We start from the raw sequence: 19476 nt of genomic DNA, 5'->3' as shown, positions 1-19476 counted from the left end.
GTCACCTGTCTCTCGTCGGCAAGCCCAATAGCCGACCGGCATTGGTAGACACCATCTGTCGAATTTCCTCTGGGCTGTAACCGAGGTCCAACCCGCATCGAATGGTCGTGGCCATCCGGCCAAAGATACCGTCCTCATCAGTCCGGCTCTGCCTTGGGACCAGAATGGTCCGATCGATACTGATTGCCGAGATGAAGGCGCGCGAATGCTCGAACGGAGCGTAGTCACCCAAGCAGTCGATGCCGGCATCGGGGCAGTGCTCGACAAAGGCGCCCAGGGCCGCAAAGTCACGCATGTCCGACATGCTCATGCCGACGTCTATGCCCGAATGCGTGATCAGCATGCGACTGACGCCGCGCTGGCTCGCTGCATGGAGCAGGGGGCCAATCTCGCTTGTGTGGAGAAAGCCGGTCGCAAGCACCGCGTCGTGCGCGGCGATGATGTCGAGAATTTCCTTTACCGCATCGAGTGGTTCGCCGAATGGGTCGAGTACTTCGAGGGCCGGGTGCCGCACTGCATTCTGACGGTCGAGCGATCTGCGCCCGATCTGGCGGAAATAGTTGGCGGCAGACGTCGTGGGCATGCTCACGATGCGCCCACCAATCATGAGTTCGTGCTCCGCGGCGTAGACGTTTAGCCCACCAACGCAAATATTGAGCTCGATGCCCGACAGCAGGCGCGTTTTAGTGTCGGCACATTCATGTCGCTTGAGCGTCTCCACGAGTGGCGTCGGCGAGAAGTGCGGATCCATGAAGGTGATGGCTGCAAGGCCAGCTTCCGAGGCGTCACGCGCAATGTCGAGAAGATCTTTCGAGTTCCCCTTGGGAGCAACGCTCCGGCCGTGCAGATCGATGGAGCCCGCGACCAGAGGAATGAGCGCGTTGTTCGAGAGGTCGAAGGTCATGCTGAGAGGTTCCGTCAATACACCTCTAGTATGACATTGATCACGTGGGGGCCGCACCATGCCGACGCCTGTGTTTCGGTGCGTGAAATCAATTCAAGGATTCATCGAGGCGCGTCGGGAATTCGGCTCGACCGCGCTCGGGCCTGTCCAGCAACAGATAGTGTGTGGAATTCTTTGCCTGCCCGTGGGTTACATCCGATGTGCGATAGAGGTCATGGCAGAAGACGTCCATGTCGGTGTCGCGGCAGCGGCCGTCATATTTCGGGTTCGCGATGAAGACCGGGCGGGTGATCTGGCGGGCGTGAAAGAGTTTTTGACCAGTTGTGCCCATTAGATAGAGGTTCTCGAGCATGCCATTCGGGCTGCGATAGGTTGGTGGATCCCGATCGCACGTGGTCGGGTCGCCGTCCTGCAGGACCTCCCGGAAGACGGTGACCATTGCCGGATCGCGCCATGCCGCCTTGTCGGCAAGGGCAGGCTACCGCGACGGAGCGGCGAGCAGTTTGGAGAGATCGGCGCCGCAAGGTCGGGCGAGATCAGCCGTGACCGGCGACGGGTCGCGGTTGGTAAGGCGCCTCGAGTTCAGCGATGTCTTCGGGAGAGAGGGTGACCTTCAGTGAGGCCAACGCGAATTCAAGTTGTGCCACCGAGGTAGCGCCAAAGATCGGGGCGCTGACGGGTTGTTTCTGTCGCACCCAGGCGAGGGCAATCTGGCTGCGTGCCGCTCCGTGCCGCTCAGCTACCCGGCCAACCGCGTCGATGATTGCGACGTCAGCAGCATCATTTTCGCCATACATCCGGGCTGTGACCCGGTCGGTCTGATCACGGCTGGTCTGCTCGCCCGCAGGGCGGGCCAGCCTGCCGCGTGCCATCGGACTCCAGGGAAGGAGGCCGATATTTTGGTCGATGCAGAGGGGAATCATCTCCCGCTCCTCTTCGCGATAGAGAAGGTTGAGATGGTTCTGCATGGTCACATAGCGCGCCCAACCATGCCTTTCCTGCAGATTCAATGCCTTGGAGAACTGCCAGGCGTACATGGATGAAGCGCCGATATATCGCGCCTTTCCGGCGCGGACCACGTCGTCCAAGGCTTCGAGGGTTTCCTCGACGGGGGTATTCGGGTCCCAGCGATGCACCTGGTAGAGATCGATGTAGTCGGTTCCCAGGCGTCTGAGGCTGGCGTCGATCTGCTCCATGATGTGGCGACGAGACAGGCCCGCTCCATTCGGACCGGGACGCATCCGGCCATGAACTTTCGTCGCGATAACAACGTCTTCCCGTCGGGTGAGGTCCTTGAGGGCGCGGCCAACAATCTCCTCGCTCGTTCCTGCCGAATAGACGTTGGCAGTGTCGAAGAAATTTAGCCCTGCATCGAGTGCGCGACGAATGATCGAGCGGCTCTCCTCTTCGCCTAAGGTCCAGCTGTGGTCGCCTTCGGTCGCAACGCCAAAGCTCATGCAACCAACGCATATTGGTGAGATTTCCAGGCCGGTATGGCCGAGGCGTCTATAATTCATGCCCGTCTCCCAGGGGGTGCCGTCCGCCGAGGCAGACATATTTCAAGTCGAGATATTCATCGATGCCGTATTTGGAACCTTCGCGGTCGAGACCCGACTGCGTGACCCCACCAAGGGGCGCCATGTCGTTGGCAAGTGCTCCGCGATTGACGCCCACCACCCCGACTTCCAGGGCCTGCCGCCGAGTTCGAGCGACAGTCGCATGATCGTGTCGGCCCCGTTGCGTATCGGCCGGCGACCGACTTTGGTCGATCCAGTGAAGGTAGTTTTGGCGACCTTGGGATTGCGACAGAATTTTTCTCCGATCGGCCGGGAGGGGCCGGGGATGACAGAAAAAACGCCGGGAGGTCCGCCGGCCCGTACGGCTTTCCATGTTCGCGGGTCAGGATCAGCGCGAGGTTCTCTGGGTTTTCGATGATCAGTTCGTGCCAGCGGCGGAGGGTCTGAGCCCGCTCCTTGGCCGTCTTTTGCGCCCATGCGGGCTGGGCCGCTGCCGCCGCGCCAATGGCCGCTCGTGCCTCATCCACGCAAAGGGCAGGCACTGTGCCGACAAGTCCACTGTCAAATGGATTGGTGACGGCTATCGTCTGGCCCTTGGGCATCGTTTGCCAGGCGCCGGCAAAATATGCCTTGCTGGTCAAAAGTGTCGGGTCGTTGAGGGCGAAGTTGCTCATTGGTTGTCCGGGTTTGGCGAGCCGGCGCTAGTGCACGAGCTCCGTTTCGACATCCATGGCCGCTTGCATGCGTGAGACGTTTTCGCTGATCCCGGAGGCCGCGATTTTGAGTTGCGGTACGTAGCGATCGAGAATGTCCGCACGCTTCACGGCGCTCGCGTAGTAGGTTAGGCCGATAGTGCCAAGCACACGGTCGGAGCCGTGTTGATAGATTGGCACGGCGACGCTCGATGAGGCCTCAGGTTTGACCGCGCGTTGCCTCTCGGCAAAGTCCTGGCGGCGCGTCATCGCGATCATCCGATCTACTGCCTCCGGGGCGGTCATCAGTTCCTCGTCGGGATGTTGTTCGGTCGCCAGAAGTCTATAGATCAGGCGCCGTTCTTCGGGAGGACAGAATGCCAGATAGGCTCTGCCAAGCGCCTTCGTGATGAGCCCAAGTCGCGTATAGATCAGCCCATGATAGGGCGCGATCGGGCTGTCACCGCTCGTCGTGTAGCAGACCAGCATCGCGTTCCGATCAAGGACGGCGATGGCTGCCGGCCAGCTGAACATGCGTGTCAGTTCCAGCGCCCAAGGGCGGCCAGCCTCCACGACCTGCGGAGCTCCATGAAACCCGCAGCTCAGCTCCCCAACTTGCGAGGTGACCTGATAGCCCTTGCCACGTGTGTCCCGCGCGACATAGCCGGCGGCCATCATGGTCTCAAGAAGCCGAACGATGGTTGGTTTGGGCAGGCCAGTCAGCCGGTGCATGTGCTCGATGGTGGAAACGCGCTGGCGATTCAAAATCGCCAACAGCTCCAGTGAGCGCATTACGGACGTAACCGGTTCGTAGGATGTCATGATTTTCCTCCCAAAAATCACAAACACGATGGCTTCAGCTGGCCCGCTCGGCAAGCAAAACTCACCCCGTCAGGCGATCTTCTCCCAGGTGAGATCGCGATATTGGATGATGCCATCGATCTCGACCGGCGGCGCCGTCAGAATGACGCGGTTGCCGTCGAAGCGCGCCGGGCGAACCTGATCGGTCCCGACGCGTGGCGGATTGGTCAATGTCGAGCAATCAACTGCCGTCACCAGGGTCGTGCCGTCAAACCGGTAGGTGCCCGCGTAGGAAGTATATTCGCGCTGGGTCATGCCCTCTGGAAGGTGCTCGCGTCCGTCGCAGATCACCACCATCATGCGATTGTGCTCGGTGAAGGTGATAAGCCCCATCTTGAGCGGACCGTAGGATGGCGGCAGGATATTGCCGTCCTTGTCCTTGTTGGTGATGTCGACGAGGCGCCAGACGCCAATAAGATTATGCACTTTTGCGCTCCGTTTCAGATGTTTCGCCTGCCCGAATGAATGTGTAGGCCGCTCGATCTGGCTGGCGAGTCATGTGCCAGTAGTCGACCAGAGACCACGGCGAGTTGGTCGTCACTCGACCTGTCGAATTCTTGTACCAGTTCGTCACGCCTTCAAAGGACCACACCATTTCCGCCAGGGTTTCATCGGCCTTGGCGTTGTAGGCGTCGTGCGCATCTTGTGTGCAATCCATGGCATCGGCACCAGCATCCGATAGCGCCGCCAGGCACGACAGGATGTAGTGAACCTGACACTCGGCGTGGAAGATGATGCTCCCGCCATGAGCCAAATTGGTATTGGGCCCATAGGTGAGAAAGAGGTTGGGGAAGGCTGGGACCGTAATGCCGAGATAGGCGCGCGGATTATCGTCCCCCCAGAGGTCCCGGATCTTCCGCCCCCCAACCCCGACGATGTCCATGGGGTAGAGCATGCGGCTGGCCTCAAACCCCGTTGCATAGACGATGACGTCCGTGGGGTAGTGGCGACCGTCGCTGTCGATGATCCCGTCGGGAACGATCTCGGTGATGGACTTGTTGACCAGCTCAACGTCCTCGCGGCGCAGGGTCTGGTACCAGTCATTGTCGCGAAGCGACCGCTTGCCATAAGGCGGATAGTCGGGAACGACCTTTGCATAGAGTTCCGGCAGGTCACCCATTTCCGCTTCGACATATTTCAGCCAGAGCTTGCGGGTCTCGGCGTTTCGCTCGGAGATGGAGCCAGCAGACTTCCATGAGCGGTCGATCTTGAGCAGCGGGTAAACGCCATCCCCATACGCCCAGAACAGGAGAAACCTGTACCAGCGCGCATAGTGAGGCACATGAGCGAGGACCCATTTGACGCTATCAGTGACAGTGTTGTGGTAATTGTGCCGCGGCAAAACCCAGGGCGCCGAGCGCTGGAAAATGGTGAGGCGTTCCACCTCGTCGGCAATCGCGGGTCCGACCTGCATGCCGCTTGCGCCAGTGCCGATCATCGCGACCGACTTGCCCTTGAGGTCGACATCATGGCGCCACCGGGCAGTGTGCATGCTGACGCCGGCAAAACTGTCGATGCCCTTCAGGCGTGGAAACGCCGGTTGGTTCAACTGCCCGACCGAACTGATCACAGCGTTGACGACAACTGTGCGCTCGGCGCCATTGGCCACGCGGATGGTGACGTGCCAACGGGCAGTCTTTTCGTCATAGCGTAGTGATGTGACTTCCTCGCGCAGTCGGACATACGGCATCACCCCGTACTTGACCGCACAGTCGTGGAGATAGTCGCGAAGTTCGGCCTGCTTGACGTAGTAGCGCGACCAGTTGTGGTTGAGTTCGAACGAATAGCAGTAGAGATGGTTCGCGCTGTCGACCCCACATCCGGGATAGGTGTTCTCGTGCCAGACACCGCCGACATCGTCATTTCGCTCGATGATCTGGAAGTCGATCCCCGCCTCTTTGAGGCCGATGCCCGCGCAAATGCCCGAGGCCCCGGCGCCGATGACCAGCACCTTGAAATCAGCCGCTTTTTTCCCCTGGTCGGAGCTGGCAGGCGCGAGCGGTGGCTCCGATTTGCGGAAGCCCAGGTCTTCAAGCAGCATGGTGAGATGAAGATCGGAGATGTCTTCGCCAACAAAGGCTGACATCATCCGACGCAGCACTTCCGGATCAATCTCATGCGGCGCTGGCGTTGCATCCGTTAGACGTTCTGCCAGTCGGTCCAGAAGTTCATCCAGCATAGGCTGCGGAATGGAGTGGGTGAACTCGCCGGGACGACCCAACAAGGGCGCGTAGCGATCCAGCAGGTCCATGTCGCCGGTCAACTGCACCAGTACCATCAGCAAAACGGAAACGTCTGCATCTGCTAGTGCCGCACGTACCTGGGATGGTTCGCGGTCGATCGGCAATGCTGCACTTTGTGTCATGGCAATCCCTGCCGTGAATGAAGGTGGACCATGCCTATCCAAGCCTTCAAACCGGATCGTCCGCCGTGTCGGCTGATTTCACTAGGTGAAATTAAGGGGCTTCAAGGCTGTGTATCGGGTGGGAGTGCGATGAGGTTCTGGAAGCAAAAGGGGATCAAATGTCTGACACTCACGATCGCGCTGAACTGGTTGACCTCCTCCTGCGCGGTGCAGTGGACCTGCACTGTCATTCCGGTCCTTCCGTGATGGAGAGGAAGCTCGATCACCTTGAGCAGATCGCGGACGCAGAAGAGGCAGGTCGCCATGCCGTGCTTTTTAAGGATCACTTCTATTCCAACGCGCCCGTCATGAATGTTCTTTCGCGGTACAGGCGCGGCAACCGATCCATCCACCTGTTGTCTGGCGTGCCGCTGAACAATCAGCTCGGTGGCTTCAATGCCCATGCGGTCGAGTACGGTCTTTCGCTGGGTGCGCGCATGGTGTGGATGCCCACCTTGTGCTCGCGCAATCACCTGACGACCGCATTTCGCTACAATCTCCATGGACGCCTGGGCATGCGCGCGCCACAAGCGCTGAGCGTGCTGGATGACTTTGGGCACTTGCGGGACGAGGTGAAGCCAATCCTCGAGCTCATCGCCGAATACGATGCCGTGCTGTGCGGCGGGCATCTGCATATCAGCGAAATGTATCCGCTATTCAGCGAGGCAAAGTCGCGCGGTGTTCAGCGGATGGTCGTCAGTCATCCTACATATTGGATAGAAGCCAGGCGTGAGGATCTTGCAGAGCTTTCGGCGATGGGGGTCTATCTGGAACACTGCGCCTGCATGTTGATCGAGGGCGTGTCGCGGAAGTTCGATTTCGACACCCTGCGCGATTATGTCGACGTTGCCGGCATTGACCGAACCATAATCGGTTCAGATCTCGGCCAGACGTTCAATCCGCGGCCTGTTCCGGGTTTTAGGGCCGTTATCGAACTCTGTCTTGATCTCGGGTTTACCCCGCAGCAGATCCGGCAGATGACCTGCGAGAACGCGTGCCGGCTGGTTGGTATCGACGCGCCGGAAGGAGTCGAGTTTCGCAACGTGGCGCCAACGGCATGAAAAAGGGCGGCCAACGAGGGCCGCCCGATTTATCTGCTGATTGGAAACTACTGAAGGGTAATGCCGACGTCTTTGATGATCGGACCCCAGGTTTCTAGCTCCTTGGTGATGGTATCTGCCAGGCCCTGCGGGGCGGTGGGGCCAGGCGTGATCATCAGCTTGGCAAGCGCATCGACGGTTTCCGGCAGGCCGAGATATTCCGTCACCGTTGCATTGATGACGTTGACAGCTTCTTCGGGCATGCCTGCCGGTCCGAGCAGCGAGTACCAGATGTAGGAGTCGAACTCGATGCCACTCTCGCGCATGGTTGGGACGTCGCCGGGCATTAGCGGATTCCGCTCTGGGCCGAGCTGTGCGAGGTAGCGAACACTGCCTTCCTGAACATAGGGCAGGTAGGAGGGCATGCTGTCGCTCGATGCCTGAATGTGACCAGCCAACAGATCGGGTATGAGCGTACCAGAACCGGTATAGGGGATGATCTTCACGTCGATCTCGGCTTCGCGCTTGATGTATTCCATCGCGACGTGGCCAAGTCCGCCGATACCGGGATGGGCTACCGAGATAGCACCTGGATTGGCTTTGGCGTAGGCGATGAACTCGCTCATGTTGGTATAGGGCTGCTGGGCGCCTGCAGCTATGACCATCGACGATGTTCCCAGCTTCATGATCGGCTGCAGATCGGTCTGGGGATCATATGGCAGGTTGGGATAGAGCAGCTTGGCATTGGCTGCATTTCCATTGGTGGCGAAAAGAATGGTGTAGCCATCCGGCTTGGCAGAAGCCACCACCTCGGCTCCGATCGTGCCTGATGCGCCGGGGCGGTTCTCCACCACCACAGGGACACCGAGCTTGTCAGTCATGTATTCGGCGATCATGCGGGTGAACACGTCCGCTCCGCCCGGCGGGAAGCCGATGACAATAGTGATCTGCCGTTCGGGAAAGGCAGCGAGGGCCGTGCCGGTGGCAAGAGGCAGGGCGAGCAAAGTCGCCATCGCCCCAAGGGCGAAGTTGCGTAGACGTTTCATGATTTCCTCCCAGGAATGTCGGGGTTCCGACGGTTGGATTTTATCGTACTTGGTATCGAAAGGAACAGAGTCAGGCTGCTGTTTCACCTGCTGAAACAGGCTCGTCGAGGTTGAGCCAGAGCGCGCCATTGCGCGAAATCATCGTGGTGATGTCGTCCGGCGCAACGCCGAGATCAAGGAGCTGGCCGACGAACGTGCGGTAGCCATCGACCGGCCGAGCCGAGCCGCTTAGCCCCAGGTCAGAGCCAAAGATGGTGTTCTCCACGCCAGCGGCCTCGATCAGATGCACCGCGAACTCCTTCTCGAATTTTTGGGCTCGCCCGGGGATGAATTGGCAGATGGAATGTTCCATCTTGGCACCGAGTTCGACCATTGCGCGAATGTCGTCGTCCGTGCAGCTGATGACGTAGGTGGGGTGGTTCACCATCATTTTTTTGACCCCACGGCGGCGGCCTTCTTCGAAGAGGATCAGCAGTTCTTTGGCACTCAGGTGGCCACCGGCCAAGATCACATCGGCGGCCGCGATCAGGTCCAACACTTGAAGCGTCTGGTCGGTCAACCGACCATTGGCGTCAAGTACGGAGAGCGGGATTGCGTCTAGTGCGCCAGCAACCTTGGGAAATGTCTTCGCTTCGGTTGCCATCTTTGCGATGTGGTTCGCCGCAGACAGGGTGGGCATCCACACGATCTTGGCGCCAAGTTTAACCGCGTGATCGACGGCGTGCGGGTTGATGCCGCCCGATGCGTTGTTGAGCGCGATGCCGGAGAACATCCGGGTTCCTGTATCCGGAAAGAGCGTTTCCAGCAGGAGGGCGTGTGGCGTACCAAGGTAAAAGTGGTCCTTGGTGACCACAGCACGGAAACCGGCCGCTGACGCCTCCATTAATTGCTCATGGTGATCGAGTATGCGCGGCATGACCGCCGGGCCACTGTGGCAATGCAAGTCTACGGCACCGACGAGCAGCGCGGAGATCGCATCATCACGCTCCTGGCCGACGAGTTTGACTGAAGTCATTTTGGATGTCCTTGGTGTCAAATCAGTCGAAGGAGGGCTCTGGGTACTCATCCGCATTGAGCACCCAGCCGGGCTGCTTGGAAAAGTCCTCGCGCGGTGGGCTGAAGATGTCGATGAGGAAATTCGTATCGCTGCCAATTGCTTCAGATGTGTGGATCACCTGGGCGGGGATAATGGTCACCGAGGGGGAGTTGCAGAGCGCGTGCTCGTCCGCCCGCCAGAGGTCCGCATCATTGCCCCAAGGCCAGCGGAGGTGATGCATGTAAGTGCCTTCAAGGCTCATCGAGCATTGCTGGAAGTCCGCATGGCTGTGCGGCGACATGCTCGAGCGCGCGCGCGGACCGCTGCGGGGATAGATGTAGTTGATCATGAAATTCCGACTGCGGAAAATACGGCCCAGGCGGCCCTCTTCTTGAGGAATGTCCATCGAGTAGTGGCGAATGCGCCAGCCGCCGACGGGCTCGGGCCACGGCTCGAGCGGGGGAACATTGGGGTCCTCGTCATATCCGGGCGGGCAGGCGGCGACGATGTCTGCCGCAGCGGTGCTGAACAGCCGAATGAGCCGTCCGCCCGACAGAACCTCGATGACACTATCGCCCGGTGGCACGAAGACGATGGCTTGCCCTCCGACTTCAACACGATCCCCGTTCCATTCAACCGCGATGCGGCTCTGCGGATCGACCAGCAGCAGCGCGTATTCGTCCGGCTGGCTTGAACGCGGGAACTTTGCGCGTGCATCTGCTTCGGAATAGACGGTCACAAAATTCTGGGCACGCGCATACCACGACCGGCTCAGGTCTGAACGTTCCTGAGGTTCCGTCTCGTAGAATCGAGCGTAGTTTGCCGAGGACTGCCGAGCGGAAGCCTTGCTGGAAGCAGAGGGTGCGAGCTTGGCGCGCGGGTCTGAGGTGACGTACATGAAATTCTTCCTCGTGGTCTAGGCTAGGTGCGGGAATGCTCGGTGAGGGACTGGGTGGCGGCGCGCCGGAGAAAGGCGAGGTCCGATCCGACAAGGAACGAAGTTGCGCCTATAGCCTGCATGGCTTCTCGATCGGCCACGCTTTCCGCCAGAGTCAGCAGCAGCTTGCCAGCGCGTCCAACCCCGTCGGCGATGGTCTTTACTGCTTCGACAACCCGGGGCGCAGAGCTGGTGATTTCCCCCATCGCGACTGAGAGATCGGCGCGTCCAATGAAGATCGCATCGATCCCCTCAACGGCAGCGATCTCTTCGACATTCTCGATCGCGGCCACATCTTCGATCATCGCAATGCAAAGGACCTGTTCGTCCTGTCGCTCGATATGTTCGGTGACGCCCGCCATGCCATATCCTCCGGCACGGCCCGTCCGTGAGAAGCCTCGCGTTCCCCCGCGATATCGGCAGGCCGACGCAACCTGACGCGCCTTCTCTGCGGTATCGACATGGGGCACGAGCACACCTGCCGCGCCGCAATCGAGCACGCTCAGGATATTGGCGGCAGAAGCATCACCAACGCGGACAAGCGTCGGCAAGTTATTGGCATATCCAGCAAGAATGATCGTGTCGATTGCTGCGCGATCAAACGGCGCGTGCTCCTGATCGATCACCACGAAATCATAGCCTACCGAAGCGATCACCTCGGTGGCATGCGGCGTGGGTATCTTGACGAATGTTCCATAGAGAGTTTCGCGCGCCTTCATGCGCTGCGCAAAGGTGGGCAACGTGCCCTCTGCTTTAGTCATTGTGACCCTTCTCGGCCTTGTGTCAGGCACAAGCTAGCCATTGACGTGGGGGCGCGGGACTTCTCAGTCCCTCCATTTCGCAGAGTGAAACGGGGTTAGGTAGCGTTCGACAGTTTGGGCTCCTGGGCCGAGTAAGCGAACCAACAAGCGGCCACCGCGAACAGCATCGGAGGACCTCCAATTGGGCAAACTACACGGCAAGCGCGCATTCATTACAGGCGCGGGCGGGGGCATTGGCGCTGCCATCGCGCGGCGTTTCGCCGAAGAGGGCGCGACCGTCGCACTGGCTGACATCAATGCCCCGCTGGTCGAAAGCGCCGCGGCTGCCATTCCCGGTGCCAAGGCCTATGTGCTTGACGTTCGCAATCGCGCCGCCGTGCATGCGGCCGTCGATGACTTTGCCTCTCAGGGCGGTCTCGATGCGATGGTCAACAACGCGGTGGCCTTTCACTACGCGCAGCTGACCGACATGCCTGAAGACATCATCGACCGCATGCTCGATGTCGGGGTCAAGGGCACTTACTGGAGTACCCAGGCAGCGACGCCGCACCTGATAGCGCGCGGTGGTGGCAGCATCATCAGCCTTTCGTCGGTGGCTGTTTCCTTCGCCATCAAGAACGCAGCAGTCTACACCTCTATCAAGGGTGCGGTCGATGCATTCACGCGCCAGCAGGCCGTCGAGTTGGGCGTCTATGGCATTCGCGTCAATGCGCTTGCGCCGGGGGCTGTAGAGACGCCGGGGGCCAGCTCTGTTATTGACGCGGAGGGCTGGGAAAAGCGCCGCAACATGACCCCGCTTGGGCGTCTCGTAACAGATCGCGAGGTGGCATCGGCCGCTGTCTTTCTTGCTTCTGACGAAGCGGCAAGCATTGCCGGCGTCACGCTCAAGATTGATGCCGGTATCACCATTGCGGGGCCCCGATGAGCCTGAATACGAGCGTAGTGGAGTCTTTTGCCGCTGCGCTCGTTGCATGCCGCACCGCCCCTATGCCGGAGCACGTGCTTGAGAAAGCCCAGCTCTGCCTTGCCGACTATTTCTCGGCTGCCTACGAGGCCCGCAACCTTCCGTGGGCGCAGCAGGCTATCGGGCACGCCGAGAAGAATGCGAGCGGCGCTGCCTCAATCCCGCTAGGTGCTTTCTCGGCGGCAGGTGACGCAGCCTTTGCCAATGCGGTGGCCGCACACGGTCTCGTTCGGGAAGACATGCATGTCGGGTCGATCGCACATCTCGGCATCGTTGTCTGGCCAGCCTTGCTGGCAGAGCTTTCCAGAACCGGCCGTCAGGTGACCGGACATGAGCTTCTGGCCGCAGCCGTGGCCGGTTACGAGGCTGGCGCAAGGCTTGGCAGTGCAATCATGACCGCCGAGCTTGCGCGCCTGTTCCGGCCGACGGGTATTGTTGGCCCGTTCGCCGCCGTGGCTGCGTTGTGCCAGTTGCGAACCCTGGATGCCAACAGCACGTCCTCGGCGCTTTCGCTCGCCGTCAACTGCGCCGCCGGCCTCAACCAGTGGCCCGTCGCCGGTGGCAGCGACATGTATTTTCACGCCGGGTTCGCTGCCCGCAATGCGCTGACCTGCGTAGATCTTGCCGCATCCGGAGCCTTTGCCACACGCGACGTGGTTGAGGGCGAAGCCGGCATCTTCCGCGCCTTTGCGCGCCGTGAACCGCAGCCGGTCAAGGGGCTTTTCCAGGATGGCTTTGAAATCCTCAAGGTCTTTCACAAGCAAGCGCCGGCCTGCAACTTTGCCCAGACGCCCAGCCAGGCGGCACTCGCCGCTCGTTTGAAGCTGGAGGTGGACAGCGCCCAAGTTGCCGCTATCCGCGTCGACGCCACCCAGGCGGCCTTGCTTTATCCGGGCTGCAATGCCGTCGGGCCATTCGACACCATGCTCGCGGCCAAGATGAGTATCCAGTTTGGCGTTGCCAGCGTAGTACGCCGAGCGCGGCTCGACAGCGACAACTATGCTGACTTGGAAGACGCGGAGATCGCTCGCCTCATCAGCCGCACCAGGCTCGTCGCAGATCCCGAACTCACCGCTGCCTATCCCGGGCGCCAGCCCGCGCGCGTCACGCTGACTACGTTCGACGGGCAGGAGATCTCATGCGCGCTCGACGATGTCGAGGTGGCCTCTTCGGATCTGGTCTACGCCCGCTTCCTGTCGTCCGCGCGCGCGGCCCTTGGCGCCAGTCAGGCTGCGGAACTGGTCGATCACGTCAACAACCTCGCCACTGGCGATGCATCCCCCCTCAATGCGCTGCAAGTGCCGCGCAACGTTCACTAAAGAGGACATCCAATGGATCAGAAGACCTTCGATATCGGCCTTGAAATCCGCAAGTCAGTATTGGGCGCCGAGTTCGTCGAGAAGTCGTTTGCCTCGGCGGACGACTTCAACCGCCCCATGCAGGAACTGACCACAGAATATTGCTGGGGCGCCGTCTGGGGCCGTGACACGCTCGATCGCAAGACCCGCAGCCTTCTGAACTTGGCGATGATTAGCGCGCTCAACCGCCCTCACGAACTCAAGATGCACGTCAAGGGTGCGCTGAAGAACGGCGTTTCAAAGGATGAAATCCGAGAGGTTTTCCTCCAGGTCGCCATCTATTGCGGTATACCGGCAGGCGTCGACTCGTTCCGCATCGCCCGCGAAGCTTTCGCCGATATCGACGCCGGCAATTAACGATTAAGCGGTTTGCCGGTCATGAGCGATCATCTCTGCGAGGCCTATGTCATAGCCGATGCCCGGCACGACCGCGGCGCCGCTGAGAATTTTATCGGCGGTGATCCGCATAAGGGCCCCATGCCGCTCAATTACTACGTCTGGGTGTTGCGCAACGCCCATCTGCGCGGGCGGATGATCACGCATTCAGCCCGCGAGGGGCTGGAAGCGCTGGGTGTTGACCCCGAGACGATCGAGAACGTGGTCATCACTCACATGCACTACGACCACGCCGGAAACGATGGCCTGTTTCTACGCGCTCGCTTTCACATCCAGGACAGCGAGATGGGGTTCGCCACCGGGCAGTGCATGTGTCATCCGGGTATGAGCCATCTCTATGAACTGGATGACGCCGTGGTGTGGGTGCTCCGCGTCTGTGCTGGCAGGGTGTGCTTCGACGATGGCGATACCGGACTGTTTCCCGGCATCACCCTTCACCACATTGGCGGACATGCTGGGGGGCGGCAGGCGCTTGGGGTGCAAACGCAGCACGGCCCTGTCGTCGTCGCCTCGGACGCCGCGCATCGCTACGCTCATATTTGCGACGGGCCTTTTCTTCAAAGACGTGCGGATGTGCGTCAACGAGGCAGAAGCCATGGGCGTGCCCATGGTGGTAGGTGCCGTCGTGCAACAAATGCTCGCAGTAACAAATGCCAAATACGGCCCCAACTCCGATTTCACCTCCATATGCCGGGTGGTTGAGGGATGGGGTGGTGTCGAGGTGCGAGCCTGACGCTCTAGGGGGAGTAAGGATGTCAATCAACCGCAAGGATCTCGCCACGGGGCTGATCTTCATCGCGTTCGCTTTGACCTATGGTTACATGTCCGTTGGCACGATGTCGGTGGGGTCGCTGACTCAGATGGGACCGGGATTTTTCCCGGCCATGCTGGCGGGCTGCCTTGGATTGACTGGTGTCGTCGTCATCGGACGCGCCTTCTGGGTCGCGAGTGAAAGTCCCTTCGGCGTTGTGCCATGGCGCGCCATGATCTTCATCTCGGTCGCCACGGTGATTTTCGCGGCCTTTGTGGATGACCTGGGGATGCTCCCCGGTACGTTTTTGACAAGTTTCATCGCGTGCTGGGCTGATCCTCGTATCTCCCTCCGAAACAATATCCTGACCAGCATTTGCATCGCCGTCTTCTGCAGCGCGGTGTTCAGCTTCGGTCTCGGAGTGCCGCTGCCGATCTTCGGTGACATTTTTGCGTGGAGGGCGTGACCATGGACGTCTTTGGTAACCTCGCACTCGGCCTTGCCGTCAGTTTCCAGCCCATCAATCTGCTTTATTGCTTCATTGGGACCTTGCTGGGAACGGTGATCGGCGTGTTGCCGGGTATCGGGCCGCTCGCGACAATTGCCATGCTCTTGCCGATCACCTTCGGTCTTTCGCCCGAGGGCTCCCTGATCATGCTGGCGGGCATCTATTACGGCTCGCAATATGGCGGCTCGACCACCGCTATTCTGCTCAAGCTACCCGGCGAAACCTCGTCGGCGGTCACGACAATCGACGGCTACAAGATGGCGCAGCAGGGCAGGGGCGGGCCGGCCCTCGCCGCCGCGGCCATCGGGTCGTTCTTTGCCGGCACCGTCGCGACGCTTCTCATTGCGCTGGTCGCCAAACCACTGACGCTTCTAGCTTTCAACTTCGGACCAGCAGAGTATTTCTCGCTGATGGTGGTTGGCCTGGTCTCCTCCATAGCCCTGGCTTCCGGCTCCATCGTCAAGGCGCTGGGCATGATCTTCCTGGGGCTCTTGCTGGGCCTGACAGGTACCGACATCTATACCGGGGCCGCTCGCTTTACCTTCGGCGTTCGCCAGATGCTCGACGGCCTGGAATTCGTCGCCATCGCCGTCGGCCTTTTCGGTATCAGCGAAATCATGCGCAATCTTGAGCAGCGCGATGGCTCCACTGGGAGCGTTGCCAAGGTAATGCGGCTTATGCCAACGCGCGAAGATTTCAAGCGCATGATTGCGCCCATGGTCCGCGGCACTGCGATCGGCTCCATGCTGGGCGTTCTGCCCGGGGGCGGAGCGCTCCTGTCATCCTTTGTCGCCTATACGGTGGAAAAGAAGGTCTCGCCGCACGGGAAGGAGATGGGACATGGCGCGATCGAAGGTGTTGTTGCGCCTGAATCCGCCAACAATGCGGGCGCGCAAACGTCCTTCATCCCGATGCTGGCTCTGGGGATCCCGTCCAATGTGATAATGGCGCTCATGATCGGCGCATTGATCATTCAGGGCGTCGTGCCCGGTCCCGGTGTCATCAACAACAACCCGACCCTGTTCTGGGGGCTTATTGTCTCCATGTGGGTCGGCAATGCGATGCTGCTGATACTGAACCTACCGCTTGTCGGACTTTGGATTAAGCTCCTGCAGGTGCCTTACACCGTGCTCTTCCCCATCATCATCGCCTTCTGCTGCATAGGGGTCTACAGCGTCAACAATTCGTCTTTCGGGGTCTACCAGATCACCATCGCGGGCCTTCTCGGCTACGTATTGATCAAGCTCGAATGCGAACTCGCGCCACTAATTCTGGGCTTCATCCTTGGGCCCATGATCGAGGAGCATTTCCGGCGCGCAATGCTGATTTCGGGTGGCGATGCGTCCGTGTTCGCAACCCGTCCCGTCAGCGCATTTCTGCTGGTGCTGGCGGCGGTCGTCTTGGCGATCATTCTGCTCCCAGCGGTTACCAGGAAGCGAAATGAGGTCTTCGTTGAGGAAACCTGAGGCGTCGGGTGCCTTCTAGAGACCCCTCCGTAGCCAGTGGTCCTTCGATTCTGCTGCCGCTCAGGAACCGGATATTCCGGTTTCTGTAGCTTCGAATGCTGGGAGCAAATCTCGGCAACCAAATTCGATCCGTCGGTGCCGGCCGGACGATGACTGTAGATTCTGGAGCGGGTGAAGGGAATCGAACCCTCGTCGTAAGCTTGGGAAGCTTCTGCTCTACCATTGAGCTACACCCGCCCGAGACCCTGATGGGTCCGCGCCTCCGGTTTCGGAAGCGCGCAATCAATGCTGGAATTCGGCCGGGGCGTCAAGCGGCCTTGGCGCCGGTTTTGGGCACCGGCGAGAATAGCGCGTGCCGGCTCTTGCAGGGCCCGAGGCGCATTGCGGCCAACCTGGGCGGCGCGCGCTACAGCCGGATATTGCCGTTCATGAAATAGCGTTCGAAAAGCGGGCTTGTTGCCGCGCCGATGGCCCTGGCATTGCCGCCGACGGCACCGGCCTCGATGCGTGGAACGATCAGGCCGCGCATGTCCTGATTGACCAGGTAGCGCCGCGTCCGCTCGACCAGTTCCTGCTTGACCGTTTCGGGGAAAGCCCCGTCGATCAGAATGGCTTCGAAGTCGATCACCGCGCAGACCGAAAGGCTGGCCCGCGCCAGTTCCTGCGCGGTGCGGCCAAGCCAGGGTTCGACGAAACGGGCGAAACGGCTCCAGTCCTGCGGCTGGTCCCAGAGTTCCTGTGGATCCTGTCCGTTTTCGGTGAGCCGGGTTTCCAGGAGATGGATCGAGGCGGTGTCGATCAATTGCTGGCTTTCGCCCTGCGGCCCGAAACTGCGCAGCGATCCCAGCGCCCCGGCATTGCCGTAATGGCCCTGATAGACCGAATGATTGAGCACGATGCCGCCGCCGACAAAGGCGCCGATAAAGAAATAGGCATAGTCGCGGAATTCCTTGCCACGCCCATAAATATGCTCGGCCTGGCAGCCTGCCGTCGCGTCATTGACCACGCTGACCGGCAGGTCGGTGAATTTTCCCAGTTCGGCGGCGAAGTCCACATCCTTCCAGGCGATGAATTCGGCGGCGGGCGCGCCCACCAATTCGTTCCATCGCCACAGCTCAAACGGGGTGCCGATGCCGACGCCACAGATGCGCTGCCGCTCGGCGGCGCTGCACTGGCCCAGAATCGTTTCGAGCCCGGCGCGCAAAAAGGCAAAGATCGGGCCGGGCAGGGGATAATTATAGGTCAGCTGCAATTCGTGACGCACCGTTCCGCGAAAATCGGCCAGCAGCAATACGGCGCTGCGCCGCCCGATCTTGACGCCGAAAGAGAGCACTCCGTTTTCGGCCAGGCTCATGGGCACGGAGGGTTTGCCGACCTTGCCCTTGACCGGGGCGCCGCGCGCCAGCAGCCCTTCGGCCTCCATCTCGCGCAGGATGATGGAAATTGTTTGCGGAGAAAGGTTTGCGAGCCGCGCCAGCTCGCTTCCGGCAGTCGGTCCATTGCGCTGCAACAGCGTCAGCAACAGGCGTTCATTATAGTCGCGAACCCCGCTCTGGTTCACGCCGCCGCTCAGCGATCGGATGACTGCATTATCCATGGCCGGCACCATAGTGAAGGCTTTCCCCTCGCGGAAGATGGGCGCGAGGAAATAAATAAATAAACAAGATTTATATATTGACGGGATTTGGATTCCTCTCCACGATAAGCGCGTTCAATCAAACAAGATGGGCGGCGACGCGGGGGGAGGAGCCTCACCGCTGCGGGCCCGATCAGGGAGAGATCCAGTGAAGAAGCTGCTTTTGGGCACGGCTTTGTGCCTTGCCGCCATGACGTCGGCCGCCATGGCCCAGGACGTATCCGCCTGCCTCATCACCAAGACCGACACCAACCCTTTCTTCGTCAAGATGAAGGAGGGCGCCGAGGCCAAGGCGGCTGAGCTGGGCGTGACGCTCAAATCCTATGCTGGCCGCATCGATGGCGACCATGAATCCCAGGTTGCCGCCATCGAGACCTGCATCGCCGACGGCGCCAGAGGCATTATGATCACCGCTTCGGACACCTCGGCCATCGTGCAATCGGTGCAGCAGGCGCGCGATGCCGGCCTTTTGGTCATCGCGCTCGACACCCCGCTCACCCCCATCGATGCCGCCGACGCCACCTTTGCCACCGACAATTTCCTCGCCGGCGAGCTGATCGGCAAATGGGCGGCGGGCAAGCTGGGCGCCGATGCCGCCAATGCGCGCATCGCCCTGCTCAATCTGGGCATCAGCCAGCCCACTGTCGACGTCCTGCGCAATCAGGGCTTCCTGCAGGGTTTTGGCATCGATCTGGGCGATCCCAACAAGTGGGGCGACGAAACCGATCCGCGCATTGTCGGTCATGACGTGACCGCCGGTAACGAGGAAGGTGGCCGCAAGGCCATGGAGAACCTTCTGACCAAGGATCCCAATATCAACGTCGTCCACACCATCAATGAGCCTTCCGCCGCCGGCGCCTATGAGGCGCTGAAATCCTTCGGCCGCGAAAACGACGTGCTCATCGTGTCCGTGGACGGCGGTTGCCCCGGCGTGGCCAATGTGCGTGATGGCGTCATCGGCGCTACCTCCCAGCAATATCCACTGCAGATGGCGGCGCTGGGCGTCGAGGCGATCAAGGCCTGGGCCGATACCGGCACCAAGCCCGAGCCGACCCCGGGCAAGGACTTCTTTGATACCGGCGTGGCCTTGGTCACCGACGAGCCGGTCGCTGGCGTCGATTCCATCGACAGCACGCGCGGCGCCGAACTCTGCTGGGGCTGATCCCGCTTATAGTCTATAATGACGGCAGGGACGGGTG

Annotated in this window: 20 protein-coding genes, 1 tRNA gene and 3 pseudogenes; 9 read left to right on the top strand and 15 right to left on the bottom strand. The window is 60.5% G+C overall.

Annotated elements, in window-relative coordinates; genetic code table 11:
• Position 1: 1 nt before the first annotated feature.
• The 9 genes and pseudogenes from H0482_RS14455 to H0482_RS14425 form a co-directional block, all read right to left on the bottom strand.
• Positions 2-904, bottom strand: a complete 903-nt coding sequence (locus H0482_RS14455) for a DUF6282 family protein (protein ID WP_193730785.1) — start codon at positions 902-904, stop codon at positions 2-4.
• Between the two features lie 88 nt (positions 905-992).
• Positions 993-1343 carry a hypothetical protein gene (locus tag H0482_RS14450; RefSeq protein WP_193730784.1) on the bottom strand — a complete coding sequence of 117 codons (351 nt, stop codon included), beginning with the start codon at positions 1341-1343 and terminating at the stop codon, positions 993-995.
• Positions 1344-1440: 97 nt separating this feature from the next.
• Positions 1441-2421, bottom strand: coding sequence for an aldo/keto reductase (locus H0482_RS14445; protein ID WP_193730783.1), 981 nt, complete (start codon positions 2419-2421; stop codon positions 1441-1443).
• Positions 2411-2578 carry an aldehyde dehydrogenase family protein gene (locus H0482_RS16975; protein ID WP_330998268.1) on the bottom strand — a complete coding sequence of 56 codons (168 nt, stop codon included), beginning with the start codon at positions 2576-2578 and terminating at the stop codon, positions 2411-2413. Before H0482_RS16975 ends, H0482_RS14445 begins: the two co-directional genes overlap by 11 nt.
• Positions 2579-2674: 96 nt before the next feature.
• Positions 2675-2898 (bottom strand): annotated as a pseudogene (locus H0482_RS16970) (aldehyde dehydrogenase family protein); the annotation flags it as partial.
• A pseudogene (locus H0482_RS16965) lies at positions 2842-3023 on the bottom strand (aldehyde dehydrogenase family protein); the annotation flags it as partial. The pseudogenes H0482_RS16965 and H0482_RS16970, both read right to left, overlap by 57 nt.
• Positions 3024-3122: 99 nt before the next feature.
• Complete coding sequence (locus H0482_RS14435; RefSeq protein ID WP_193730782.1) at positions 3123-3935, bottom strand: DNA-binding transcriptional regulator; 813 nt, start codon at positions 3933-3935, stop codon at positions 3123-3125.
• Positions 3936-4004: 69 nt separating this feature from the next.
• Positions 4005-4400, bottom strand: coding sequence for a lipocalin-like domain-containing protein (locus H0482_RS14430; protein ID WP_193730781.1), 396 nt, complete (start codon positions 4398-4400; stop codon positions 4005-4007).
• The gene (locus tag H0482_RS14425) at positions 4393-6339 is read right to left on the bottom strand and encodes a flavin-containing monooxygenase (RefSeq protein WP_193730780.1); all 1947 of its coding nucleotides are present in this window, start codon (positions 6337-6339) and stop codon (positions 4393-4395) included. The genes H0482_RS14430 and H0482_RS14425 overlap by 8 nt, the downstream gene beginning before the upstream one ends.
• 158 nt (positions 6340-6497) lie before the next feature.
• Here H0482_RS14425 and H0482_RS14420 point away from each other — a divergent pair, with 158 nt between their 5' ends.
• On the top strand, positions 6498-7439 hold the full coding sequence (locus tag H0482_RS14420; RefSeq protein WP_193730779.1) for a DUF6282 family protein: 942 nt from the start codon (positions 6498-6500) through the stop codon (positions 7437-7439).
• 47 nt (positions 7440-7486) lie between these two features.
• Here the strand turns inward: H0482_RS14420 and H0482_RS14415 are convergent, their stop codons facing one another.
• The 4 genes from H0482_RS14415 to H0482_RS14400 form a co-directional block, all read right to left on the bottom strand.
• A complete protein-coding gene (locus H0482_RS14415) occupies positions 7487-8464 on the bottom strand; it encodes a Bug family tripartite tricarboxylate transporter substrate binding protein (RefSeq protein WP_193730778.1) in 978 nt (325 codons plus the stop codon).
• A 70-nt stretch (positions 8465-8534) separates the two neighbouring features.
• Positions 8535-9479: a DUF6282 family protein gene (locus H0482_RS14410; protein ID WP_193730777.1), complete on the bottom strand. Its 945-nt coding sequence runs from the start codon at positions 9477-9479 to the stop codon at positions 8535-8537.
• A 22-nt stretch (positions 9480-9501) separates the two neighbouring features.
• The gene (locus H0482_RS14405; RefSeq protein ID WP_193730776.1) at positions 9502-10398 is read right to left on the bottom strand and encodes a cupin domain-containing protein; all 897 of its coding nucleotides are present in this window, start codon (positions 10396-10398) and stop codon (positions 9502-9504) included.
• Between the two features lie 23 nt (positions 10399-10421).
• On the bottom strand, positions 10422-11198 hold the full coding sequence (locus H0482_RS14400; RefSeq protein ID WP_193730775.1) for an HpcH/HpaI aldolase family protein: 777 nt from the start codon (positions 11196-11198) through the stop codon (positions 10422-10424).
• Positions 11199-11379: 181 nt separating this feature from the next.
• Here H0482_RS14400 and H0482_RS14395 point away from each other — a divergent pair, with 181 nt between their 5' ends.
• The 7 genes and pseudogenes from H0482_RS14395 (at position 11380) to H0482_RS14370 (ending at position 16641) form a co-directional block, all read left to right on the top strand.
• Positions 11380-12123 (top strand): SDR family NAD(P)-dependent oxidoreductase, encoded by a 744-nt coding sequence (locus H0482_RS14395; RefSeq protein ID WP_193730774.1) that lies wholly within the window; start codon positions 11380-11382, stop codon positions 12121-12123.
• Positions 12120-13481, top strand: coding sequence for an MmgE/PrpD family protein (locus H0482_RS14390; RefSeq protein ID WP_193730773.1), 1362 nt, complete (start codon positions 12120-12122; stop codon positions 13479-13481). The genes H0482_RS14395 and H0482_RS14390 overlap by 4 nt, the downstream gene beginning before the upstream one ends.
• A gap of 12 nt (positions 13482-13493) precedes the next feature.
• Positions 13494-13877, top strand: a complete 384-nt coding sequence (locus tag H0482_RS14385) for a carboxymuconolactone decarboxylase family protein (RefSeq protein ID WP_193730772.1) — start codon at positions 13494-13496, stop codon at positions 13875-13877.
• A 21-nt stretch (positions 13878-13898) separates the two neighbouring features.
• Positions 13899-14408: pseudogene (locus tag H0482_RS16960) on the top strand (MBL fold metallo-hydrolase); the annotation flags it as partial.
• Positions 14317-14649 (top strand): NAD-binding protein, encoded by a 333-nt coding sequence (locus H0482_RS16955; RefSeq protein WP_330998273.1) that lies wholly within the window; start codon positions 14317-14319, stop codon positions 14647-14649. The pseudogene H0482_RS16960 and the gene H0482_RS16955, both read left to right, overlap by 92 nt.
• A 19-nt stretch (positions 14650-14668) precedes the next feature.
• A complete protein-coding gene (locus H0482_RS14375) occupies positions 14669-15133 on the top strand; it encodes a tripartite tricarboxylate transporter TctB family protein (protein ID WP_193730770.1) in 465 nt (154 codons plus the stop codon).
• A 2-nt stretch (positions 15134-15135) separates the two neighbouring features.
• Positions 15136-16641, top strand: coding sequence for a tripartite tricarboxylate transporter permease (locus H0482_RS14370; RefSeq protein WP_193730769.1), 1506 nt, complete (start codon positions 15136-15138; stop codon positions 16639-16641).
• Between the two features lie 163 nt (positions 16642-16804).
• Here the strand turns inward: H0482_RS14370 and H0482_RS14365 are convergent.
• Positions 16805-16878: transfer RNA gene (locus H0482_RS14365), tRNA-Gly, on the bottom strand.
• Positions 16879-17047: 169 nt separating this feature from the next.
• Positions 17048-18238, bottom strand: a complete 1191-nt coding sequence (locus tag H0482_RS14360; RefSeq protein WP_193730768.1) for an ROK family transcriptional regulator — start codon at positions 18236-18238, stop codon at positions 17048-17050.
• Positions 18239-18425: 187 nt separating this feature from the next.
• On the opposite strand from H0482_RS14360, the gene H0482_RS14355 reads away from it, so the two are divergent.
• Positions 18426-19439: a sugar ABC transporter substrate-binding protein gene (locus H0482_RS14355; RefSeq protein ID WP_407925734.1), complete on the top strand. Its 1014-nt coding sequence runs from the start codon at positions 18426-18428 to the stop codon at positions 19437-19439.
• Positions 19440-19476 lie beyond the last annotated feature (37 nt).

It is taken from the genome of Devosia faecipullorum (assembly GCF_015158295.1).
In the GTDB taxonomy this organism is placed as follows: Bacteria; Pseudomonadota; Alphaproteobacteria; order Rhizobiales; family Devosiaceae; genus Devosia; species Devosia faecipullorum.
This window is presented reverse-complemented; position numbering and strand designations above follow the sequence as displayed.